This is a genomic window from Aminomonas paucivorans DSM 12260 (assembly GCF_000165795.1).
Classification (GTDB): domain Bacteria; phylum Synergistota; class Synergistia; order Synergistales; family Synergistaceae; genus Aminomonas; species Aminomonas paucivorans.
On record NZ_CM001022.1, the window covers coordinates 1,008,867 to 1,028,502 of the forward strand.

Here is a 19,636-nt window from a genome sequence, read left to right on the forward strand (position 1 = left end):
GTATGGAAACGGGATAAATGGCGTTTTGGGGTCGATGGGCTCGTTGCTTGCAGGTGATTTGCCCCTATCGCGTGGAAGGGACCCGACAAAGGTGCCCCGTCCTAAGGGGACGGGGCACCGGGGGCTCAGGGGTTCGGGGGCGTTTCCAGAAGGGCTCGCACCGCTTCGGGGGAGAGGTCCATCAGGTCTCCGATCTCCTCCGGTGTATGCCCTCGGGAAGCCAAGCGACGGACGAGGAAGAGCTGGTGATCCAACCTTCCTTCTTGCCTTCCTTCTTGCTTGCCTTCTTGTCTGCCTCGACGCCGAGCGATCTTCTCGGCCACGCTGATCTGCTGCATGGGCTCCTCCTCCTTTGCTTCCATCTTCTCGACTTCCCTCCAGTATAGCTCCTGCTCCGACGAGTTGCGCAGGGGGAGGACCCCCTCCAGAAAGAGACACAGGGCCCAGCGTTCCTCCTGGGGCCTTTTGCGGGAGCGCATCAGTCGAAGCAGATCCAGGGTGAACTGTCGCCGCTGGGCGTCGGTTCGCAGGTCCGGTCTTTTCTTTGCCGCCAAAACCGCCAAGGCAAAGGGGTTGGTGGAGGCCAAGAGGGCTCCCTCGTCTTCCCGGGCGAGAGGGCGAAGGTTGTATCGGTAGGCCAGCTCCGTGCCGTAGGCCTCCAGGACGAACCGGTCCGGGACCCGAGTCCCGTCGGGTTCCGTGAGGACCGCCAGGGCGGTGATGCGGCGATGGTACCGATCCCAGATGCGGGCGGCGTAGGAGAACATGCGTTCCGGGAAGGGGATCTCTCCCGAGGCGGCCCGGCCCTGGATCTCCACGTGGAGCAACAGCCACGAATCCTCCCCCTCCGGAAGGGGGACCTTCACCAGCGCGTCCACCACACCTCCGCGCCGGACTCCCCGGGAGACCGCCCGCAGCTCCTGTTCCAGGAACTCGAAGGGGCGGGTCCGGTCCCGGTGAGCCTCCAGGGAGGGGAGGAAGAACTCCAGGGCGTGGGGGAAAAGGGCCTGGATGGCGTTCTTCCAGGCCTGATCCTGCCGGGCCATGGTTTATCTAGGGCAGGGTGCTTCCCAGGATGGAGGCCCGCTTCAGCCAGTCCCCCTTCTCGATGTCCCCTCGGGCGTAGACCCCGTGGGCCAGGAGGGAGCCTCGGTCTTCCCACTTCATGTACTCCCGGGCCAGGCGGAAGGACGCCGTCAGGCCCTCGAAGACCTCCGGTTCGTCGTCCCCGGCGGTGGCCAGAAGCAGTGTCCCCTTGCCCCGCAGGTTTTTCGGGGAGTCCTTCCCCACGTAGGGGATGAGCCGGTCCCAGACGGGCTTGATCTGGGTGGACCAGGAGAAGAAGTAGAGAGGGGTGACGAAAACCAGCAGGTCCCCTCGTTCCAGGGTCCCGTATACCCGATCCATGTCGTCCCCCAGGATGCAGGGGGACCCCTTGGACCAACAGCGCCGACAGTCCGTACAGCCCTTCAGGGTCATCTCCGCCAGGGGCACCTTCTCGGCCTGGTAGCCCCGTTCGGCGGCTCCCTGGGCCAGAGCCTCCGCCAGGCGTTCGCTGTTTCCTCCCCTTCGGGGGCTTCCCAGCAGCAGCGTCAGGGTCTTCATCGTCTCCATTCCTCCCATTCGTCCAGATGTGCCTTCCCGTCCACCTCCAGGATCCGCCTCACCGTTTCCGGGCTTGCCGGTCGCAGGGGGGGACGACAGGGTCCTCCGTAAAGCCCCTTGTGGTCCATGAGGGCCTTCAGGCCCGGTACGCCGTGCCTTCTCGTGATGGCATCGCTCACCTCCAGGAGCCTATGCTGGAGGTCCCGGGCCTCCTTCATCCGCCCTTCCCGGAAGGCACTCCGCAGGGCGTCGCAGGCCCCCGGGTAGAGGTTCGCCACCCCCAGGGTTCCCCCGTCGGCTCCCACCGCCAGGGCGGGGAGGAAGTAGTTCCCCGAGCCGCAGAACACCGCAAAGCCCTCGGGGCGACGGGCGCAGAGGACGGTGAGCTGGGTGATGTCCCCCCCCGTGTCCTTGATCCCCCGGATGCGGGGGTGCTCCGCCAGGGAGAGGATCAGATCCGTCCCCAGGTTGACCCCCGTATTGGCGGGCATGTTGTAGAGCACCACGGGCAGGGGGGCGTGGTCCGCCACGTCCACGAAGTAGTCTCGAATGCCCTCCGGGTCTCCCTTGAAGTAGTGGGGGGGCAGCAGAAGCAGGGCGTCCGCTCCCGCATCGGCCAGGCGTCGCGCCAGCTCCAGGGTGCCCCGGGTGGTGGGCTGGGTGGCCCCCGCCACCAGGGGAAAGCGGCTCCCCGAGCGGTCCCGCACGGTTCGGACCAGAAGGGCCCGTTCCTCCGGTTCCAGGAAGGGTTGTTCCCCGTTGGAGCCGCAGACCACCAGCCCGTCCAAGGGGGAGCGGGTCCAGGCGTCCAGATTGGTGCGCAGGGAGGGGAGGTCCAGGGACCCGTCCGAAGTGAAGGGGGTGGGAATGGGGGCGTAGATGCCTTTCAATTCCACGGGAAGCACCTGCCTTTCATGGTACAACTATAGCAGCAAGAGGGTATCATGACGTTCTTTCGGAGGAGGTGCGCGGGCCATGGATCTTCGGGTGGGGATCTGCTCCTGGACGGACCGGACCCTCCTCGCCAGCGACTACTATCCCCGTTCCGCCCGGGACGGGGCATCCCGGCTGGCCCACCTGGCGGGGGAGTTCTCCGCCGTGGAGGTGGACAGCACCTTCTACGCCCTTCCCCGCCCGGAGAACGCCTACCTTTGGTCCGCCCGGACTCCCGCGGGGTTCCGGTTCGGCGTGAAGGCCTTCGGCCTGTTCACCTTCCACGGGGTGGACGCCCGAGCCCTGCCCGCCTGGGGCCGTCCTCCCGGGGCCGTGGGGCGGGTGCACCGGGAGGACCTGGAAGCCCCGGCGCGCCGGCGGCTCTACCAGGTCTTTCTGGAGACCCTGGAGCCTCTTCGGGCCACGGGCAAGCTGGGCTACCTGCTCTTCCAGTTCCCCCCGTCCTTTCGCCCCTGTCCCGCGAACCTGGCGTACCTGCGCCGGGTTCGGGAACACAGCGGTTCCCTGCCCCTGGCGGTGGAGGTGCGCCATCGGTCCTGGACCCAGGGAAGGGCCTACGAAGAGCTTCTGTCTGTCCTGAGGGGGGAGAACATGGCCTACGTGGGGGTGGACGAGCCGGACCTTCCCTGGACGGTGCCTCCCCTGTGGCCCGAAAGCGCCGACTGGGGGACGCTGGTGCGCTTCCACGGTCGCAACGTCCCGGCGTGGAAGGAACGGGGGGCTTCGGTGCAGCGCCGGTTCGACTACCTCTACCGGGACGAGGAACTGCGACCCTGGAGGGACGAGGCTCTGCGACAAGGGGGCAAGATCCCTCGGGTCTACCTCATGTTCAACAACTGCGTGGGGGATCAGGCGGTGCGGGGGGCACGTCGGATGAAGGCCCTTCTGGGCCTGGGGGGAGACTCGCCCCGGCCGGAGCAGGGGACCTTGGGGCTGGACGGGGAATGATAGAATCGGGGAAGCCCCCTTTTGCCGAGGAGGCGGGGATTGTGCAAAGCCCAGAACCTTGGAGGAGGACGGCCCATGCGCCTTCGGCGGGATTTCACCTTTGATGCGGCCCATAACCTGGTGGCGTACCACGGCAAGTGCGAACGCCTTCACGGACACACCTACCGTCTGGGGGTGACCCTGGAGGGGACGCCGGACGAAGAGGGGATGGTCCTCGACTTCGTGGAACTGAAGCGGATCGTGCGGGAACAGGTCCTGGACCAGGTGGACCATGCCTACCTGAACGACCTGGTGCCCCAGCCCACGGCGGAGAACCTGGCGCGCTGGGCCTTCCAGCGTCTCGATGCTCCCCTGCACCGTCCCCACTGCCGCCTGACGTCGGTGGAGGTCTTCGAGACCGCCGACAGCTCCGTCACCTTCTACCGGGAGGACCTTTCATGAGAGACGTGCAGAACGAGCCGGATCTGCGGAACATCCCCCTGGACCGGGTGGGGGTCTCGGACCTTTCCTACCCCATCGAGGTGCGGGACCGGGACCACAAGGTCCAACGCACCGTGGCCCGCATCGCCATGGCGGTCTCCCTCCCCCGGGACTACCGGGGTACCCACATGAGCCGCTTCGTGGAGGTGCTGGAGTCCATGGGGGGGCAGGTGACGGTGCACCGGATGGACTCCCTGGTGGCCCTGCTTCAGGAGCGCCTGGCGGCGCAGAGCGCGGAGGTGGAGTTCCGGTTCCCCTACTTCATCCAGCGCCACGCCCCCCAAAGCGGCGCCGCGAGCCTGACCCGGTACGACGTGGTTTTCCGGGCCTCCCGGCAGGAGGACCGGTTCGACCTGGTGACCACCGTGCGGGCCCCGGTGCTGACCCTGTGCCCCTGCTCCCGGGAGATCTCCGAGGCGGGGGCCCACAACCAGCGGGCCCACGTGACCCTTTCGGTGCGCATGGCGTCCATCGTGTGGATCGAGGAGCTTGCGGACCTGGCGGAGCGCTGTGCCTCCTGCCCCGTGTACAGCCTTCTGAAGAGGGAGGACGAAAAGCACGTCACGGAGCAGGCCTATCACAACCCCCGATTCGTGGAGGACGTGGCCCGGGAGGCGGCCCTCGCCCTGGACGGGGACCCTCGGATTCCCTGGTACCGCGTCACCGTGAAGAGCCACGAAAGCATCCACAACCACGATGCCTTCGCCAGCCTGGAGAGGGACCGTCGGTCCCCGGAGGTGGCCCCATGACCGGTACGGTGCGCCTTTCTCTGGCCCCGGAGGGGGTCCGACGCCTGACGGCCCGGCATCCCTGGGTCTACCGGGGGCACCTGGCCAAGGGAACCGGAGAGGCTCGCCCGGGGGACTGGGTGGCCCTGTGCGACCGGGGGCGTCCCCTGGCCTGGGGCTGGTTCGGGCCCGGGGCCATCGCCGTGCGGGTGCTGGCCTTCCAGGAAGTCCCGGACCCCCTGGAACTGGTGCGGCGTCGTCTGGACGAGGCCCTGGCCTGGAGACGTCGCTGGTGCCCCGACGAGGAGGCCTTCCGCTGGGTCCACGGGGAGGGAGACGGGCTGCCGGGGCTGATCGTGGACGTCTACGGGCGGCACGCCTCGGTGCAGATGCTGGTTTCGGGTTGGGCCATCCGGGCGAAGGTCCTGGTGGAGTGCCTGCTGGAGCGGCTGCCCCTGGAGGGGGTGGTGCTGCGCAACGACGGAAAGCATCTGGAGAAGGAGGGGCTTGTCCGGGAGGTGCGGCTTCTCGCCGGGACCCTTCCCGCCGACGGCACCGCGGAGGCTCGGATCGGCTCCCTGCGCCAGCGGGTGGACCTGATGGGAGGCCAGAAGACCGGGGCCTACCTGGACGTGCGCCACTGGGTCCGTCCCCTCCTGGAGCGTTTCGAGGGGGCGCGGGTCCTGGACGCCTTCAGCTACCAGGGGCACTTCGGCCTCCACGCCCTGGCGGCGGGGGCGGAACGGGTGGTGGCCCTGGAGCAGTCCGACGAGGCCGTGGCCCTGGCGGTCCGGGGCCGGGGGATCAACGCCCTGCCGGATCGGATGGAGTGGATGCGGGGCAACGCCTTCGACTCCCTGCGGGAGCTGGAGCGGCGAGGGGACCGATTCGACGTCGCCGTGCTGGACCCGCCTCCCTTTTCCCCCTCCCGGGGGCAGCTGGAGGGGGCCCGTCGGGGGTACAAGGACCTGGCCCTTAGGGCCTTCCGGCTCCTGGAGCCCGGGGGGACCCTGCTCTTCGGGTCCTGCAGCCACGCCTTTTCCCGGGAGCTGCTCCTGTCCACCCTGGAGGACGCGGCCCGGGACGCCCGGGCCGTCTTCCGCGTGGCCGGATCCCTGGGGCAGCCGGCGGACCACCCCGCGGTGGGGCAGGTGCCCGAGTCGGACTATTTGAAGGGTTTCCTTTTGGGGGTAGACCATGAACGGAAGGCATGAGGTACCAGGCGGCATGGGGGCGGTTCTCTTCGATTTCGACATGACCCTGGTGGATTCCAGCCACGCCATCACCCACTGCATGAACGGTCTGGCGGAATCCCGGGGGCTTCGCCTCCTCACCCGGGAGGAAGTGCTCTCCACCATAGGCCTGCCCATCGAGGAGGCCTGGCGGGTGCTGTGGGGGCGTTACGACCCCGCCTGGACGGAGGAGTACCGTGCCCGCTTCCGGGGGGTGGAGCAGTCCCTGCTGCGGCCCTTCCCCGGGACCGTCTCCGTCCTGCGCTCCCTGCGGGAAAGGGACATCCGCACCGGGGTGGTGTCCAACCGGCGGTTCGCCCGGGTGGCGGTGGAGGCCACGGGTCTGGTGCCCCTGGCGGACGTGGTGGTGGGGCTGGAGGATGTGGAGCGTCCCAAGCCGGACCCCCAGTCGGTCCTGCTGGCCCTGGATCGCTTGGGGGTTCCCCCGGAGGCGGCGGCCTACGTGGGGGACACGGACATCGACATGGCCACGGCAAGGGCGGCGGGGACTCTCGGGGTGGGGATGACCACCGGGGCCTTCGATCGGGCGGGTCTTCTGGCGGCGGGGGCGTCGCTGGTGCTGGACGATCTGAGGGAATTGGAGGGTGCCCTGGGGCTGGCCTCCCTGGAGGTTCCGAGGGTCGGATCATGACCCGTCCCGTCCCCGACCTGGGGGAGAACGCCCTGAAGGTTCTGGAAAAGCGCTACCTGCGCCGGGACGAAGCGGGCAACCTCGCGGAGACCCCGGAAGGGCTGTTTGTGCGGGTGGCGGAGGCGGTGGCGGCCCCGGAGGCCGCCCACGGAGGGGACCCGAAGGCTTGGGCGGAGGTCTTCTACGGCCTCATGGCCCGGGGGGATTTTCTGCCCAACAGCCCCACCCTGATGAACGCCGGGACCCCCCTGGGGCAGCTTTCCGCCTGCTTCGTCCTCCCCGTGGGGGACAGCATGGAGGAGATCTTCGACGCTCTGAAGCACACCGCCCTGGTCCACAAGAGCGGGGGCGGCACGGGGTTCGACTTCTCCGACCTCCGTCCCGCGGGGGACCGGGTGCGCAGCACCTCCGGAGTGGCCTCGGGTCCCCTTTCCTTTCTGGAACTCTTCGACCGGACCACCGAGGTGATCAAGCAGGGAGGCATGCGCCGGGGGGCCAACATGGGAATCCTGGAGGCCTCCCACCCCGACGTGATGGACTTCGTCCGCGCCAAGACCGAGCAGGGACGGCTGGGGAACTTCAACATCTCCGTGGGGGTGACGGACCGGTTCCTTCGGGCGGTTCGAGACGACGGTTCCTGGGACCTGGTGAACCCCCGGACGGGGGAGACGGTGCGGACCCTTCCGGCCCGGGAGCTGTGGCGCCTTCTGGTGGACAGCGCCTGGCGCACCGGAGACCCGGGGCTGGTGTTCCTGGACCGGATCGAGGAGGACAACCCCACCCCCCACCTGGGAAGGCTCCGCTCCACGAACCCTTGCGTGACCGGGGATACCTGGGTCCTGACGGACCAGGGGCCTCGACAGGTGGGCCGGGTTGCGGGGCTCCCCCTGAACGTGGTGGTGGACGGGCGGGTCTGGAGGACGGAGGAAGAGGGTTTTTTCCCCACGGGGGTGCGCCCGGTGCTTCGTCTCGTCACCCGGGAAGGCTACAGCCTTCGCCTCACCGGGGATCATCCGGTCTGCCGGGTGGTTCGGTGCTCCCGATCCTCCCTGAAGACCCGTTGGACTCCTGCGGGGGACCTCAAGAGAGGGGATCGGGTCCTGGTGAACGACCATCGGTCTTTCCCGGGCTGGGCGGGGGAATATGGGGAGGGGGAGGGGTACCTCCTGGGACTGCTGGTGGGGGATGGGACCCTCAAAAAAGACAAGGCGGTCCTGTCCGTCTGGTCGAAGGAGGAGGATCCCCAGGCACAGGAAGGGATCCGGCAGATCATGCAAAGGGCTCGGGCTTGTGCCGTCCGACTGGGGGCCCGGCGGGATTTCCGGGGGTGGATGGCCGTGGAGGGACGGGGGGAGTATCGACTCTCCACCGCCGCGTTGAGGAGGGTCGCGGAGGATCTGGGGATGGGGCCGGGCAGGAAGGGCATCACCCCGGAGCTGGAATCTCGTACCTCCTCCTCCTTTGTCCAGGGTTTTCTGCGGGGCCTTTTCGACGCGGACGGGTCCGTTCAGGGAACCCTGGCCAAGGGGATTTCCCTGCGCCTGTCGCAGAGCGACCTGCCCCTCCTGGAGGGGGTGCAGAGGCTTCTGCTTCGCTTGGGTATCGGGAGCCGGATCTACCGCAACCGAAGAAGCGGGGGTTCCAAGGGTCTTCCCGACGGCAGGGGCGGGGTGCGGGAGTATACCACGAAGCCCCAGCACGAGCTGGTGGTCGTCAGGGAGAATCTGGACCTGTTCTGGCTTCGCGTGGGGTTCGGAGATTCCCGGAAGGCATCGGCCCTCCGGCGTCGGCTGGAGGGCCGAAGGCGCCTTCCCTACCGGGAGCGTTTTCTGGCTACGGTGGAAGAACTGGTGCCGGAGGGGGACGCGGAGGTCTTCGACGTCCGAGTCCCGGGGTGTCATGCCTTCGACGCCAACGGTTTTCTGGTGCACAACTGCGGCGAACAGCCCCTGCTCCCCTACGAGAGCTGCAACCTGGGATCCATCAACCTGGTGCGCATGGCCGACGAGGCGGGGGAGCTGGACTGGGAGAAGCTGGACCGCACGGTGCGCCACGCGGTGCGCTTCCTGGACGACGTCATCGACGCCAACTGCTACCCCCTGCCGGAGATCGCCCAACGGACCCGGGCCAGCCGCAAGATCGGTCTGGGCATCATGGGGTGGGCGGACCTGCTGTTTCTGCGGCGGCTGCGCTACGGTTCCCCGGAGTCCCTGGTCCTGGCGGGGGAACTGATGGGGTTCATCCGCGCCGTGGGTCACGAGGCCAGCGAGGCCCTGGGGGAGGAGCGGGGGGCCTTCCCCGCCTGGGAGGGGAGCCTGCACCAGCGGCAGGGGCGGCGGCTGCGCAACGCCACCGTGACCACCCTGGCCCCCACGGGGACCATCTCCCTCCTGGCGGGGTGCTCCAGCGGCATCGAGCCGGCCTTCTCCCTGGCCCTGCGCCGCCGGGCCTTCGAGAGCGACACCCTGGTGCTGCTGAACCCCGTGTTCCAACGGGACCTGGCGATCCTGGGGGAACCGGGGAAGGACATCCTGGCCCGGGTGTTGGAGTCCGGGAGCCTGGAGGGGACGGATGTTCCCCTGTGGATGAAGCAGACCTACGTCACCGCTCACGAGGTGTCCCTGGAGGACCACGTGCGCACCCAGGCGGCCTTCCAGGCCCACACGGACAACGGCGTGAGCAAGACGGTGAACCTGCCCCACGAGGCGGGGGCGGATCAGGTGGAGAGGGCGTTTCTCCTGGCCCACGAGACGGGGTGCAAGGGGATCACGGTCTACCGGGACCGGTGCAAGGAGACGCAGGTGCTTTACCAGGGCACGGGGGAGGTCCCCTCTCCCGGGGTCCCGACGAAGCCGAAGCGGCGTCCCGCCGCCCTGACGGGGAGCACCGTGAAGGTGCGCACCAGTTTCGGGAACCTGTACCTGACCCTGAACCGCCTGGAGGGGAAACCCTTCGAGCTCTTCGCCACCCTGGGCAAGTCAGGCCGGGACACCCAGGCCCACACGGAGGCCCTGGGACGGCTGGTCTCCCTGGCCCTGCGGAGCGGGGTCCCGGTGCGGGACGTGGTGGGGCAGCTCAAGGGCATCGGGGGCAGCCAGCCGGTCTTCGAGGGGGACGGGATGGTCCTGAGCCTTCCCGACGCCATCGCTCAGGGGATCGAACGGGTTCTGGGGGAGACGGTGGAGGTTTCCTCCGGGGACATGTGTCCCTCCTGCGGGGCCCCGCTGGTCCATGCGGAGGGGTGTCTGCGCTGTGTCTCCTGCGATTACTCCAAGTGCCTGTAAGCCCGGGCCGCTTCCCCCGAGGAGAGAAGGTGGGAGGATGACCCCTCGGCTTCGGCGTCGCCCCGGGAGCCTCTTCTCTGCGGGGCGGGCGGTGGTCTACGGGACGACGGTGCTTCTCATCGTGGCGGGCTGGATCTGGGCCTACGGGGCCTACATGCGCCACTACCGGGAGATGAACCCGGAGATCGCCTGGGTGGTCCCCTGGGTGCACCGGGACCTGGTGCCCCTCAAGGGGGTTCTCCTGTGGAACGAGACGGTGCTGGTAGCTCCGGGAACCGGCGTGGTGCGCTATCCTCTATCCGCGGGGCCCGTGAAGGTCGCCCGGGGCGCGGTGGTGGCCACGGTGAACGGGGTGGCGGTGCGGGCTCCCTCTCAGGGGATCTTCCTCGCCGCGGTGGACGGCAAGGAGGGACGCTGGCGCTACCCCCTCCTCTGGCCGGGGCAGGACGAACTTCCCCCCGCGCCTCCGGTGCGCTGGTTTCGAGACGGCCAGACCCTGAAGGGGCGGGCTCCCCTGGGGAAGGTGGTGCTTCAACCCCAGGAGATCCGCCTGCTGGGATACCTGGACCTGGTGGGGACCATCCCCAAGGGACTGGAGGACCGTCGTCTGGCCATCCGAAGGGACCCCGACGACACGGGGTCGATGGGGGAGGTCCGGGTCTACGAAAACCTCGGGGCACGGTCGAAACTCTACCTGGGGCTGCCCTGGATCACCCCGGATCTGGTGCGGAGCCGGGGCATCGTCCTGCAGGTGGAGGCCGGGCAGATGGAAGGGGTGGCGGTGCCCGAGACGGCCCTCACCACCCGACAGGGCCGCCGGGGGGTCTTCTCGGTCCGGGGGGCCCAGGCGGTGTTCCAGAAGGTGGAGGGCAAACCCATCGGGGGCGGACGGTTTCTGGTGAACCAGGGGCTCTCCTTGGGGGATGCGGTGATCGTGGAGGGGGCCCACGCCCGGGAAGGAAGGGTTCAACTGTGGTGACCTCGGTTCGGGAGAACGTGGAGAGGGTCCGGGAACGGATTGCCCGGGCGGCGCTGCGAGCGGGGCGAGATCCGTCGGAGATCCGCCTGGCGGCGGTGACGAAACGCCACCCCGCAGAGGCGGTGCTCCAGGCGGCGGCCTGCGGGGTGGACTGGATCGCCGAGAACCGGGTGCAGGAAGCCCAGGGGAAGCGGGAGAACTGCCCCGGCGTGACCGTCCCCTGGTGTCTGGTGGGGCATCTGCAGCGCAACAAGGTTCGCAAGGCCCTGGAGGTCTTCGATGCCATCCACACCGTGGACAGTCAGGAGCTGGCGGTGTCCATGGAGAGGGTCCTGGAGGAAGGGCAGCGCACGGGGGTCCCGGTGCTGCTGGAGGTGAACGTCTCCGGGGAGGCGGCCAAGTCCGGGGTGAGCCCGGAGGGTGCGGAGGCCTTGGCGGAGACGGTGGTCTCCCGGTGCTCCCGCCTCCGTCTGGAGGGGCTTCTGGCGGTGGGGCCTCTGGTGGACGATCCCGAGGCCATCCGGGGGGCCTTCCGCCTGTTGGGGCGGATCGCCGGAGATCTGCGGCGGCAGCTGGGGCTTCCCCTGGCGACCCTTTCCATGGGGATGAGCGACGATTTCGAGATCGCCGTGGAGGAGGGCAGCACCCTGGTTCGCCTGGGCACGGCCCTGTTCGGCCCGAGGCTTCCGGTTTAGGAGGGGCGACGTGCTGCGCCGCATCGGGGTGCTTCTGGGGCTTTCGGAGGAACCGGAAGAGGCGGGGGGAGATCCCCAGACGGAGGACCGGGAGGAACGACGGGCCCGGCTGCTTCGGGAGGCCCCCGCCGTGGCCCGCATGGTGCTCTGCCGTCCCTCCCCGGATCGACAGATGCGGGAGGAGCTTGCCGGGGCGCTTCACCAGGGGCGCATGGTCCTGGTGGATCTCCGGTCCTTCGACCGGGAGTCCGGCCAGGGTCTTCTGGATTTTCTCTGCGGGGTGGCCTTTGCCCTGAGGGGCTCGGTGGTGCGCGCGGCTCCGGGGCTTTTCCTGGCCTCGCCTCGGCGGGGTTGGGTGGAGACCTGGATCCCTGAGGACGGGAACGAGGAGGTCGGTGAAGAGTGAGCGAGCTGCTGAGTCCGCTGGACGTGGTGAATCAGTCCTTCCGGAAGGGGTTTCGGGGTTACGAGCCCGGCGAGGTGGACGAGTTCCTCGATCAGGTGGCGGAGAGTCTCCAGGGGTACATCCAGAAGGCCAAGGACCTGGAGCGATCAGTGCAGGTGGCGGAGGACCAGCTCAAGGAGTATCGCGGGCTGAAGGAATCCCTGCAGGAGGCCCTGATCCTGGCTCAGCGCAGCGCGGAGGAGCGGGTCCGCTCCGCCACGGCCCAGGCCGACGCGATCCTGGCGGAGGCTCAGGCCAAGTCGGAGCGCCTCCTGCAGGAGGCGGAGGGGCAGGTGGCGGAGATGCGCCGGGAGATGGGGCGTCTTCGTCAGGTACGCTCCCAGTACGTGGCGGAGTTCAAGGCCCTGCTCCTGAAGTTCGATTCCCTCCTGGGGCACCAGGCCCCCGCGCCCATCCCGGAGGAGGACGAGCCCCGGGAGATCTCCCGGGATCGCGCTCCCCAGGCGGTGGCGGCACTCACCGTTCCCGAGGAGGAGCCGTGAGGGAACCCTTCGACCCGGAGCTTCCCGTCAGCCGCCTTCCCGGGGTGGGTCCTCGCCGGGAGGCGGGGTTGAGTCGTCTGGGCGTCCGTACCCTCCGGGACGCCCTGTTTCTTTTCCCTAGGCGGTACGAGGATCGACGTCGTCTCACTCCCCTGGAGGAGCTTCAGGAGGGCAGGCCCGCCCTTTTCCGGGGACGGGTGGGGGAACTTTCTTCCCAGCGCTCTCAGGGCAAGCACCGGGTCCGGGGCCTTCTCTCGGACCCCACGGGGTGTCTGCGGCTGCTCTGGTTCCACCGGCCGGGGGTGGCCGCCCAGCTTCCCCCGGGGACGGAGGCGGTCTTCTGGGGGCGGCCCGCCCGATTCGGGGACGCCCTGGTGTGCGTGAACCCGGAGTTCTGGACGGGATCGGTTCCCCAAGGGGAAGAGTGGGGCCGCATCGTGCCCGTCTACCCCGGCACGGAGGGACTCCCTCCCCGGTGGCTCCGTTCCTTCCTCCTTTCCCAGGTGGAACGCTGCGCCCCCCAGATCCCCGAGGAACTGCCCGAGTCCCTGATCCGCCGCCGGGGCCTCCTTCCCCTGAAGGAGGCGGTGCGGCAGCTCCACGCCCCGGACGACGAGGTCCGGTGGCGGGAGGCCCGTCGTCGCCTGGCCTACCAGGAACTTCTGGAACTTCAGGTCCCCTTTGCCTTGCGCCGTCGGGCCGCCGCCTCCCTGCCCCCCCCGGTACTGCGCTGCGAAAAGGGAGTTTCGGAACGGTTTTGGGCCGATTTGCCCTTCGACCCCACCCCGGGGCAACGGGAGGCCCTCCGGGCACTGGAGGCGGACCTGGGGGGGCGGCATCCCATGAACCGTCTCCTCCAGGGAGACGTGGGGTCCGGGAAGACTCTGGTGGCCCTGGGGGCCCTTCACCTGGTCCTTCGTGGGGGTGCCCAGGGAGCCTACCTAGCCCCCACGGAGATCCTGGCCCGACAGGTCTGGGAGGTGGCCCGGAGGCTCCCCGCCCTGGCCCCTTTTCCGGTGGACCTGGTCCTGGGGGGGCGCTCCCTCCGGGAGAGGGAGGAGCAGGCGGAGGCCCTGGAGCGTCCGGAACCTCGACTGGTAGTGGGGACCCACGCCCTCCTGGAGGATTCGGTGCGGTTCTCCCGCTTAGGCCTGGCGGTGATCGACGAGCAGCACCGTTTCGGGGTGGCCCAGAGAGCCGCCCTGGCGGCCAAGGGGCGGTCGCCCCACCTCCTGGTCATGACCGCTACCCCCATTCCCCGGACCCTGAGCCTTGCCCTCTTCGGGGACCTTTCCTCCCTGGCCCTCCGGGACCTCCCCCCGGGGAGGTCCCCCGTGGTCACCCGGGTGCTGGGGCAGAAAGACCTGCGGCGGGTCCTGGCCTTCCTGCGGCAGGAGCTGGCCCGTGGGGGGCGGGCCTTCTGGGTCTGCCCCCTGGTGGAGGAGTCGGAGGGAACGGGCCTTCCCGGGGCGATGCAGCGCCGGGAAGCCCTGGCCCGGGCCCTTCCGGAGTCCTGTCCCGAGGTGGTGCACGGGCGGCTGGACGGGGCGGCCAAGGCGGCGGCACTGGAGCGTTTTCGCTCCGGGGAGTCCCGCCTGCTGGTGGGCACCACGGTGCTGGAGGTGGGGATCGACGTGCCCGAGGCCACGGTGATGGTGGTGGAGCACGGAGAGCGTTTTGGCCTCTCCCAGCTGCACCAGCTTCGAGGTCGGGTAGGGCGGGGCAGCAGTCGGGGGGTCTGTCTCCTCCTTTCGGGCACAGAGGAGGAAGACTCCCTGCGACGGCTACGGATCCTGGAAAGGATCGGCGACGGGTTTCGGATCGCCGAGGCGGATTGTGCCCTCCGGGGGGGCGGAGAAATGGGAGGGGTGCGGCAACACGGAGACTCGGGCTTCAAAGTGGCGGACCTTCGGGTCGACGCCGCGCTGCTGGAGCAGGCGCGACAGGATGCCCAGGACTGGGTGGATGCGGAACCGGCCTTGGATTCCTGTCCCCTCTTCCGAAAACGTCTGGAGGAACGGTATCCCGACGTGTTTCGTCTCCTTGCGGGGGCGTGAGGTTCTCCGCTGCCCTTGAGGGAGCGGTTCACGATCCTGTAAAATGGGCGTGTCGGACCGTCGGTCCGACGACTCCAAAGGATGAAATGCGGGTAATCCGCACCTTGACAAGGGAATAGGGGGGAACAACGAAATGTCTTTTGTGATGTTGGTGGCGGGCGTCGCCCTGGGGGCGCTCGCTGGGTTTCTGGTTCTCCGACATAGGGAGACCAAGCGTCAAGAGGGAGCCGTGAGCGATGCGGAACGGGTCCTCAAGGAGGCGGCGGCGTCCGCGGAACGCTCCAAGAGGGAGATGCTCACGGAGGCCAAGGAAGAGATCCTGCGGCTTCGCCAGGAAGTGGAGAAGGAAACGAAGGAGCGACGCAACGAACTCCAGCGGGCGGAGCGCCGTCTGGAGCAGAAGGAGGAGAACCTGGACCGCAAGCTGGAGGCCCTGGGCCAGAAGGAGGACGAGCTTCGGGCCCGTCACGACGAGGCTCAGGAAAAGCTGGCGGAACTGGGGCGCAAGGAGCAGGCCCTGGTGGTGCGTCTGGAGGAGATCGCCCAGATGACCCGGGAAGAGGCCAAGGGCTTTCTGTTGGCTCAGGTGGAAGAGGAAGCGAACCACCTCATCGGTCTGCGGCTCAAGGAATTGGAGGAAAAGGCCCGTCGCGAAGGGGACCGCAAGGCCCGGGAGATCGTGGCCACGGCCATCCAGCGTTGCGGGGTGGAGCACACCGCCGAGGTGGCGGTGAGCGTGGTGAACCTGCCCACCGACGAGATGAAGGGCCGGATTATCGGCCGGGAGGGGCGGAACATCCGCACCTTCGAGACCCTCACGGGGGTGGACCTCATCGTGGACGACACCCCGGAGGCGGTCACCATCAGCAGCTTTGACCCGGTGCGCCGCGAGGTGGCCAGGCTTTCCCTGGAACGGCTGGTGACGGACGGACGCATCCACCCGGCGCGGATCGAGGAGATCATCGAGAAGGCGCAGCGGGACGTGGAGGAGCAGATCCTCGAAGCAGGGGAGAACGCCCTCCTTGAAACGGGCATCAAGACCATGAGCCCCGAACTGGTGAAGGTCATCGGGCAGCTGCGGTTCCGCTCCAGCTACGGGCAGAACGCCCTGAACCACAGCCTGGAGGTGGCCCACCTGGCGGGGATCATGGCTTCGGAGTTGGGTCTCGAAGAGTCCATGGCGAAACGGGCCGGACTGCTCCACGACATCGGTAAGGCGGTGGACCATCAGGTGGAGGGTCCCCACGCCCGCATCGGGGCGGACCTGGCGAAACGCTACGGGGAGAACCCGGACATCGTGAACGCCATCGCGGCGCACCACGAGGACGAGGAGCCCACCACCATCTACGCCGTCCTGGTGGCGGCGGCGGATGCGGTGAGCGCCGCCCGTCCCGGGGCCAGGCGGGAGAGCCTGGAGGCCTACGTGAAGCGTCTGGAGAAGCTGGAGTCCCTGGCCAAGGAGTTCGGCGGGGTCAGCAAGGCCTTCGCCATCCAGGCGGGTCGGGAGATCCGCGTGGCCGTGGCGCCCCAGGTGGCGGACGACGGGGCCATGCAGAAGCTGGCCTACGACATCGCCCGAAAGATCGAACAGGAAATGAAGTATCCCGGTCAGATCAAGGTCACCCTCATCCGGGAGACCCGGGCCGTGGACTACGCGAAGTAGGGCGGTCATGCGCGTTCTCTTCGTGGGAGACGTCATGGGGCGCCCCGGCCGAAAGCTGCTGGCCTCCATGATGGGACGGATCCGCTCCCAATGGGGTCCTCTGGATTTCGTGGTGGCCAACGGGGAGAACGCGGCGGCGGGGTTCGGCCTCACCGCGCCGGTGGCGGAGGAGCTCTTCCGCTGCGGGGTGGACGTGGTCACCGGGGGAAACCACACCTTCGACAAGAAGGAGGCGCTGCCCCTGCTGGATCGGGACCCGCGTCTTTTGCGTCCCGCCAACTACCCTCCGGGGGTTCCGGGGCGGGGCCTGGGGGTCTACGAGAAAAACGGGCGTCGCCTGGGGGTTCTGAACCTCCAGGGGAGGGCCTTTCAGACCCCCATCGACTGTCCCTTCCGCACCGCCGACGAACGGCTGGGGGGGATCGACGCGCCCTGCATCCTGGTGGACGTCCATGCGGAGGCCACCTCGGAAAAGCGGGCCTTGGCTCTGTACCTGGATGGGCGGGTCTCTGCGGTGCTGGGAACCCACACCCACGTGCAGACCGCGGACGAAGAGGTGCTTCCCGGGGGCACGGCCTACCTGAACGACGTGGGCATGACGGGAGGGCACGGAGGGGTCATCGGCATGACCTACGCTTCCGTGATCCCCAAGCTGCTCACGGGAGTGCCGAACAAGTTCGAGGTCTGCGAGGACGATCTGCGGCTTTGCGCCGTGGTGCTAGAACTGGACGACGAGACGGGGCGGGCGCTCTCCATCGAGCGCCTGAACCTGCGACCGGAGTAACGCCCCCCGAAACGTGACAAGACGAGAGGAGCCCGGGGTCCATCCCCGAGCTCCTCTCCTTTTTTTTCTGCGGGTTCGACGGGGGGTCAGCAGATTCGGGGCAGAAGCTCCCCTGTGGGCATGTCCAGGAGGCGCACCCCCCCGATGGGGGTATGCAACCCCACCCATCCCGGGTGCTCCGTCTCCACCGTTCCCACCCGGGCGGCTCGGGCACCCAGAGGGTGGCGGCGCAGCAGCTCCAGCGCCCGATCCGCCTCTTCCGGGGCAACCCCGATCAGGGCGGTCCCCTCGCAGGCCAGGGCCAAGGGGTCGAAGCCCAGAAGGTCCGCCACGGAGAGCACTCCCGGGTCTGCTGGCAGGGAGTTCTCTTCCACCAGGAGGCCCGTCCCGGTTCCCTCCGCCCACTCGCAGAGCACCGCCGCCACCCCGCCCCTGGTGCAGTCCCTCATGCAGCGAAGCCCCGAAAGCCCGTTCAGGGGTTCCAGGAGGGGCCAGAGGAGGGCGCAGTCGCTCTGAAGCCCCGGGACGTCCATCTCGTACCGGCAGGCCGCGATGGTGGCGCCGTGCAACCCCGGGGGGCCCGTGAGGATCAGGGCGTCCCCCGGTCGGAGGTTTCCCATCCCCAGGGGCGCTTCGGGACGGACCGTCCTCCCCAGGGCGGTGGTCACCAGGAAGAGCCCGTCCGCCTGTCCCCGGGGGACCACTTTGGTGTCCCCCGCCACCAGGGCGAGCCCCCCGAGGGCACAGGTTCGGGCGGCGCTACCCATGTGCCGGACCAGCACTTCCTCCGGTAGTCCCTCCTCGGCGATCACCGAGAGGGTGAGGAACTCCGGGCGCACCCCCCGCACCGCCAGGTCGTTGGCGCTGCCGCAAACGCAGAGCTTGCCCAGGTCGCCCCCGGGAAACGTCAGGGGGGAGACGGTGAAGCCGTCGGTGGTGACCCCCCATCCCCCGGGGAGGAGGGCGCAGTCCTCCCATTCCGGGGTCCCGTCGCCGAAGGGAGCCAGGAGGCGCCGAACCAGCTCTTGGGTTTCCCGTCCCCCGCTGCCCTGTCCCAGATTCAGACGTTCCACGTCGTGACCTCCTTCCCGCCGTATCGGTACGCGGCGGCGCAGCTTCCCTCCGAGCTCACCATGCAGGGGCCCTGGGGGGTTCGGGGAGTGCAGGTCCCCCCGAAGAGGGGGCACCCCCTCGGGGCCAGCCTCCCGGCGAGGACGTCGCCGCACCGGCACCCGTTCGGGGGGGCAGGGGCGGGGAGGGGCAGTTCCAAGGATTCCCGGGCGTCGAAACGCCGGAAGGGGTCCCGGAGGGCGAGGCCGGATCGAGGCAGTACCCCCAGCCCCCGCCAGGAGGCGTCGCAGGGCCGGAAGACCCGCTCCAGGAGGGCGCGGGCCCGAGGGTTGCCCCCCGGGCGAACCCCCCTCGGGTAGGCGGAGGTGACCTCCGGATGTCCCTTTCGGGCCTGTCGGGCCAAGTCCACCAGGGCCAGCAGCAGGTCCTCCGCCTCGAAACCTGCGGCGCAGCAGGCCAGGCCGTGGGCTTGAGGAAGGAAGCGGAAGGGTTCCACCCCCAGGACCGAGCAGACGTGACCGGGCAGCAGGAAGCCGTCCAGGGCGATGTCCGGGGCCGCTGCCAGGGCTTCCAGGGCGGGAGGGACGGTCTTGTGGAGGTTCAGCACCAGGAAATTCGGCACGTCCTCCCCCCGGGCCTCCTCCAGGACCGCTGCAGTGCCTGGGGCGGTGGTCTCGAACCCCACCGCTAGGAAGACCACCCGTCGCTGGGGCAGATGCCGGGCCAGGTCAAGGGCCTCCGACGCTCCCGTCACCACCCGAACGTCCGCTCCCCCGGCTCTGGCCTGGGCCAGGGAGCCCACGGATCCGGGCACCCGCACCAGGTCTCCGAAGGTGGCCAGGGTGACTTCGGGCCTGGAAGCCAGGGCGATGGCCTGATCCAGGTCCTCCTGGGGGGTGACGCACACGGGACAGCCGGGGCCGGAAACCAGCTCCAGCTTCCAAGGCAGGAGGGCTCGGAGGCCCGTCCTGTACAGGGCCATGGTGTGGGTGCCGCAGACCTCCATGAACCGCAGAGGAGTCTCCCCCACCAGGTTCTCCAGGGCGGCGCGCAGCAGCGCGCCCCGTTCCCGGAGGGAGGGTTCAGCGTCCCGCAAGGCGGTGCACCTCTTCCCAGAGGGAAGCCAGCTCCTCCTGGTCCTCCTGGTGGACCCGCTCGATGGCGAAGCCACCGTGGACCAGCACCACGTCTCCCACCCGAGGCTCCGAAAGCAGGTCCGTACGGATCGTCACCTGGGCGGTTCCCGCCGTGGCTCGGGCCCGATGGTCCGGCAACAGCTCCGTCAGTTCATGGGGTACCGCAAGGCACATGGGGGTCGTTCCTTTCCTTATGCCGGGGATGAAGGCAGGCTCCGGGGCATGTCCCCCCGGGCGTTCCCCATTGTACCGGGGAGGGGCAGGGAGGCAAGCGGCCCCGAGACGGTTTCCCTTGACAGGAGGCGGCATGACAATGGTATGATTCCGGTAATTTTTCGCTTTTGGTGGTTTTGTGTGTGCTTTCGCCGGGGAAAAGGAAACCTCGGCGCGGGTGAGGAAGGGAGGTGGTCGTGCCCCCAT

19 protein-coding genes are annotated in these 19,636 nt (G+C 68.8%); 13 read left to right on the forward strand and 6 right to left on the reverse strand.

What is annotated here, in order from left to right; translation table 11 throughout:
* Positions 1-125: 125 nt before the first annotated feature.
* Genes APAU_RS04570 through APAU_RS04580 form a run of 3 tightly spaced genes read right to left on the reverse strand, consistent with a single transcriptional unit; the run spans position 126 to position 2,528 of the window.
* The gene (locus APAU_RS04570; protein ID WP_006300521.1) at positions 126-1,046 is read right to left on the reverse strand and encodes an RpnC/YadD family protein; all 921 of its coding nucleotides are present in this window, start codon (positions 1,044-1,046) and stop codon (positions 126-128) included.
* 7 nt (positions 1,047-1,053) lie between these two features.
* The gene (locus APAU_RS04575) at positions 1,054-1,605 is read right to left on the reverse strand and encodes a flavodoxin family protein (RefSeq protein ID WP_006300522.1); all 552 of its coding nucleotides are present in this window, start codon (positions 1,603-1,605) and stop codon (positions 1,054-1,056) included.
* Complete coding sequence (locus APAU_RS04580) at positions 1,602-2,528, reverse strand: dihydrodipicolinate synthase family protein (RefSeq protein WP_232207765.1); 927 nt, start codon at positions 2,526-2,528, stop codon at positions 1,602-1,604. Before APAU_RS04580 ends, APAU_RS04575 begins: the two co-directional genes overlap by 4 nt.
* A gap of 52 nt (positions 2,529-2,580) precedes the next feature.
* On the opposite strand from APAU_RS04580, the gene APAU_RS04585 reads away from it, so the two are divergent.
* The 13 genes from APAU_RS04585 to APAU_RS04645 all read left to right on the forward strand — a co-directional run bounded on the left by APAU_RS04585 (position 2,581) and on the right by APAU_RS04645 (position 17,009).
* Positions 2,581-3,507 carry a DUF72 domain-containing protein gene (locus APAU_RS04585; protein WP_006300524.1) on the forward strand — a complete coding sequence of 309 codons (927 nt, stop codon included), beginning with the start codon at positions 2,581-2,583 and terminating at the stop codon, positions 3,505-3,507.
* 75 nt (positions 3,508-3,582) lie between these two features.
* A complete protein-coding gene (gene queD / locus APAU_RS04590; RefSeq protein WP_006300525.1) occupies positions 3,583-3,948 on the forward strand; it encodes a 6-carboxytetrahydropterin synthase QueD in 366 nt (121 codons plus the stop codon).
* The gene (folE2, locus tag APAU_RS04595; RefSeq protein ID WP_006300526.1) at positions 3,945-4,736 is read left to right on the forward strand and encodes a GTP cyclohydrolase FolE2; all 792 of its coding nucleotides are present in this window, start codon (positions 3,945-3,947) and stop codon (positions 4,734-4,736) included. The genes queD and folE2 overlap by 4 nt, the downstream gene beginning before the upstream one ends.
* Entirely contained in the window at positions 4,733-5,929 is a 1,197-nt protein-coding gene (locus APAU_RS04600) for a class I SAM-dependent rRNA methyltransferase (protein WP_006300527.1), read from the forward strand. Before folE2 ends, APAU_RS04600 begins: the two co-directional genes overlap by 4 nt.
* A complete protein-coding gene (locus APAU_RS04605; RefSeq protein WP_232207766.1) occupies positions 5,913-6,599 on the forward strand; it encodes an HAD family hydrolase in 687 nt (228 codons plus the stop codon). The genes APAU_RS04600 and APAU_RS04605 overlap by 17 nt, the downstream gene beginning before the upstream one ends.
* The gene (locus APAU_RS04610) at positions 6,596-9,883 is read left to right on the forward strand and encodes a ribonucleotide reductase N-terminal alpha domain-containing protein (RefSeq protein ID WP_006300529.1); all 3,288 of its coding nucleotides are present in this window, start codon (positions 6,596-6,598) and stop codon (positions 9,881-9,883) included. The genes APAU_RS04605 and APAU_RS04610 overlap by 4 nt, the downstream gene beginning before the upstream one ends.
* 37 nt (positions 9,884-9,920) lie before the next feature.
* On the forward strand, positions 9,921-10,862 hold the full coding sequence (locus APAU_RS04615; RefSeq protein WP_006300530.1) for an efflux RND transporter periplasmic adaptor subunit: 942 nt from the start codon (positions 9,921-9,923) through the stop codon (positions 10,860-10,862).
* The gene (locus APAU_RS04620) at positions 10,859-11,557 is read left to right on the forward strand and encodes a YggS family pyridoxal phosphate-dependent enzyme (protein ID WP_006300531.1); all 699 of its coding nucleotides are present in this window, start codon (positions 10,859-10,861) and stop codon (positions 11,555-11,557) included. Before APAU_RS04615 ends, APAU_RS04620 begins: the two co-directional genes overlap by 4 nt.
* Positions 11,558-11,567: 10 nt before the next feature.
* Positions 11,568-11,963, forward strand: coding sequence for a cell division protein SepF (gene sepF, locus APAU_RS04625; protein WP_006300532.1), 396 nt, complete (start codon positions 11,568-11,570; stop codon positions 11,961-11,963).
* Positions 11,960-12,505: a DivIVA domain-containing protein gene (locus tag APAU_RS04630; protein WP_006300533.1), complete on the forward strand. Its 546-nt coding sequence runs from the start codon at positions 11,960-11,962 to the stop codon at positions 12,503-12,505. The genes sepF and APAU_RS04630 overlap by 4 nt, the downstream gene beginning before the upstream one ends.
* A complete protein-coding gene (recG, locus tag APAU_RS04635) occupies positions 12,502-14,562 on the forward strand; it encodes an ATP-dependent DNA helicase RecG (protein ID WP_006300534.1) in 2,061 nt (686 codons plus the stop codon). The genes APAU_RS04630 and recG overlap by 4 nt, the downstream gene beginning before the upstream one ends.
* 133 nt (positions 14,563-14,695) lie before the next feature.
* Complete coding sequence (rny, locus tag APAU_RS04640; protein WP_006300535.1) at positions 14,696-16,225, forward strand: ribonuclease Y; 1,530 nt, start codon at positions 14,696-14,698, stop codon at positions 16,223-16,225.
* Between the two features lie 7 nt (positions 16,226-16,232).
* Positions 16,233-17,009, forward strand: coding sequence for a TIGR00282 family metallophosphoesterase (locus tag APAU_RS04645; protein WP_006300536.1), 777 nt, complete (start codon positions 16,233-16,235; stop codon positions 17,007-17,009).
* 86 nt (positions 17,010-17,095) lie between these two features.
* Here APAU_RS04645 and hypE read toward each other — a convergent pair whose 3' ends face one another.
* Genes hypE through APAU_RS04660 form a run of 3 tightly spaced genes read right to left on the reverse strand, consistent with a single transcriptional unit; the run spans position 17,096 to position 19,390 of the window.
* On the reverse strand, positions 17,096-18,082 hold the full coding sequence (gene hypE, locus APAU_RS04650) for a hydrogenase expression/formation protein HypE (protein WP_006300537.1): 987 nt from the start codon (positions 18,080-18,082) through the stop codon (positions 17,096-17,098).
* The gene (gene hypD, locus APAU_RS04655) at positions 18,070-19,176 is read right to left on the reverse strand and encodes a hydrogenase formation protein HypD (protein WP_006300538.1); all 1,107 of its coding nucleotides are present in this window, start codon (positions 19,174-19,176) and stop codon (positions 18,070-18,072) included. The genes hypE and hypD overlap by 13 nt, the downstream gene beginning before the upstream one ends.
* Positions 19,163-19,390: a HypC/HybG/HupF family hydrogenase formation chaperone gene (locus tag APAU_RS04660; protein ID WP_006300540.1), complete on the reverse strand. Its 228-nt coding sequence runs from the start codon at positions 19,388-19,390 to the stop codon at positions 19,163-19,165. Before APAU_RS04660 ends, hypD begins: the two co-directional genes overlap by 14 nt.
* Positions 19,391-19,636: the final 246 nt, after the last annotated feature.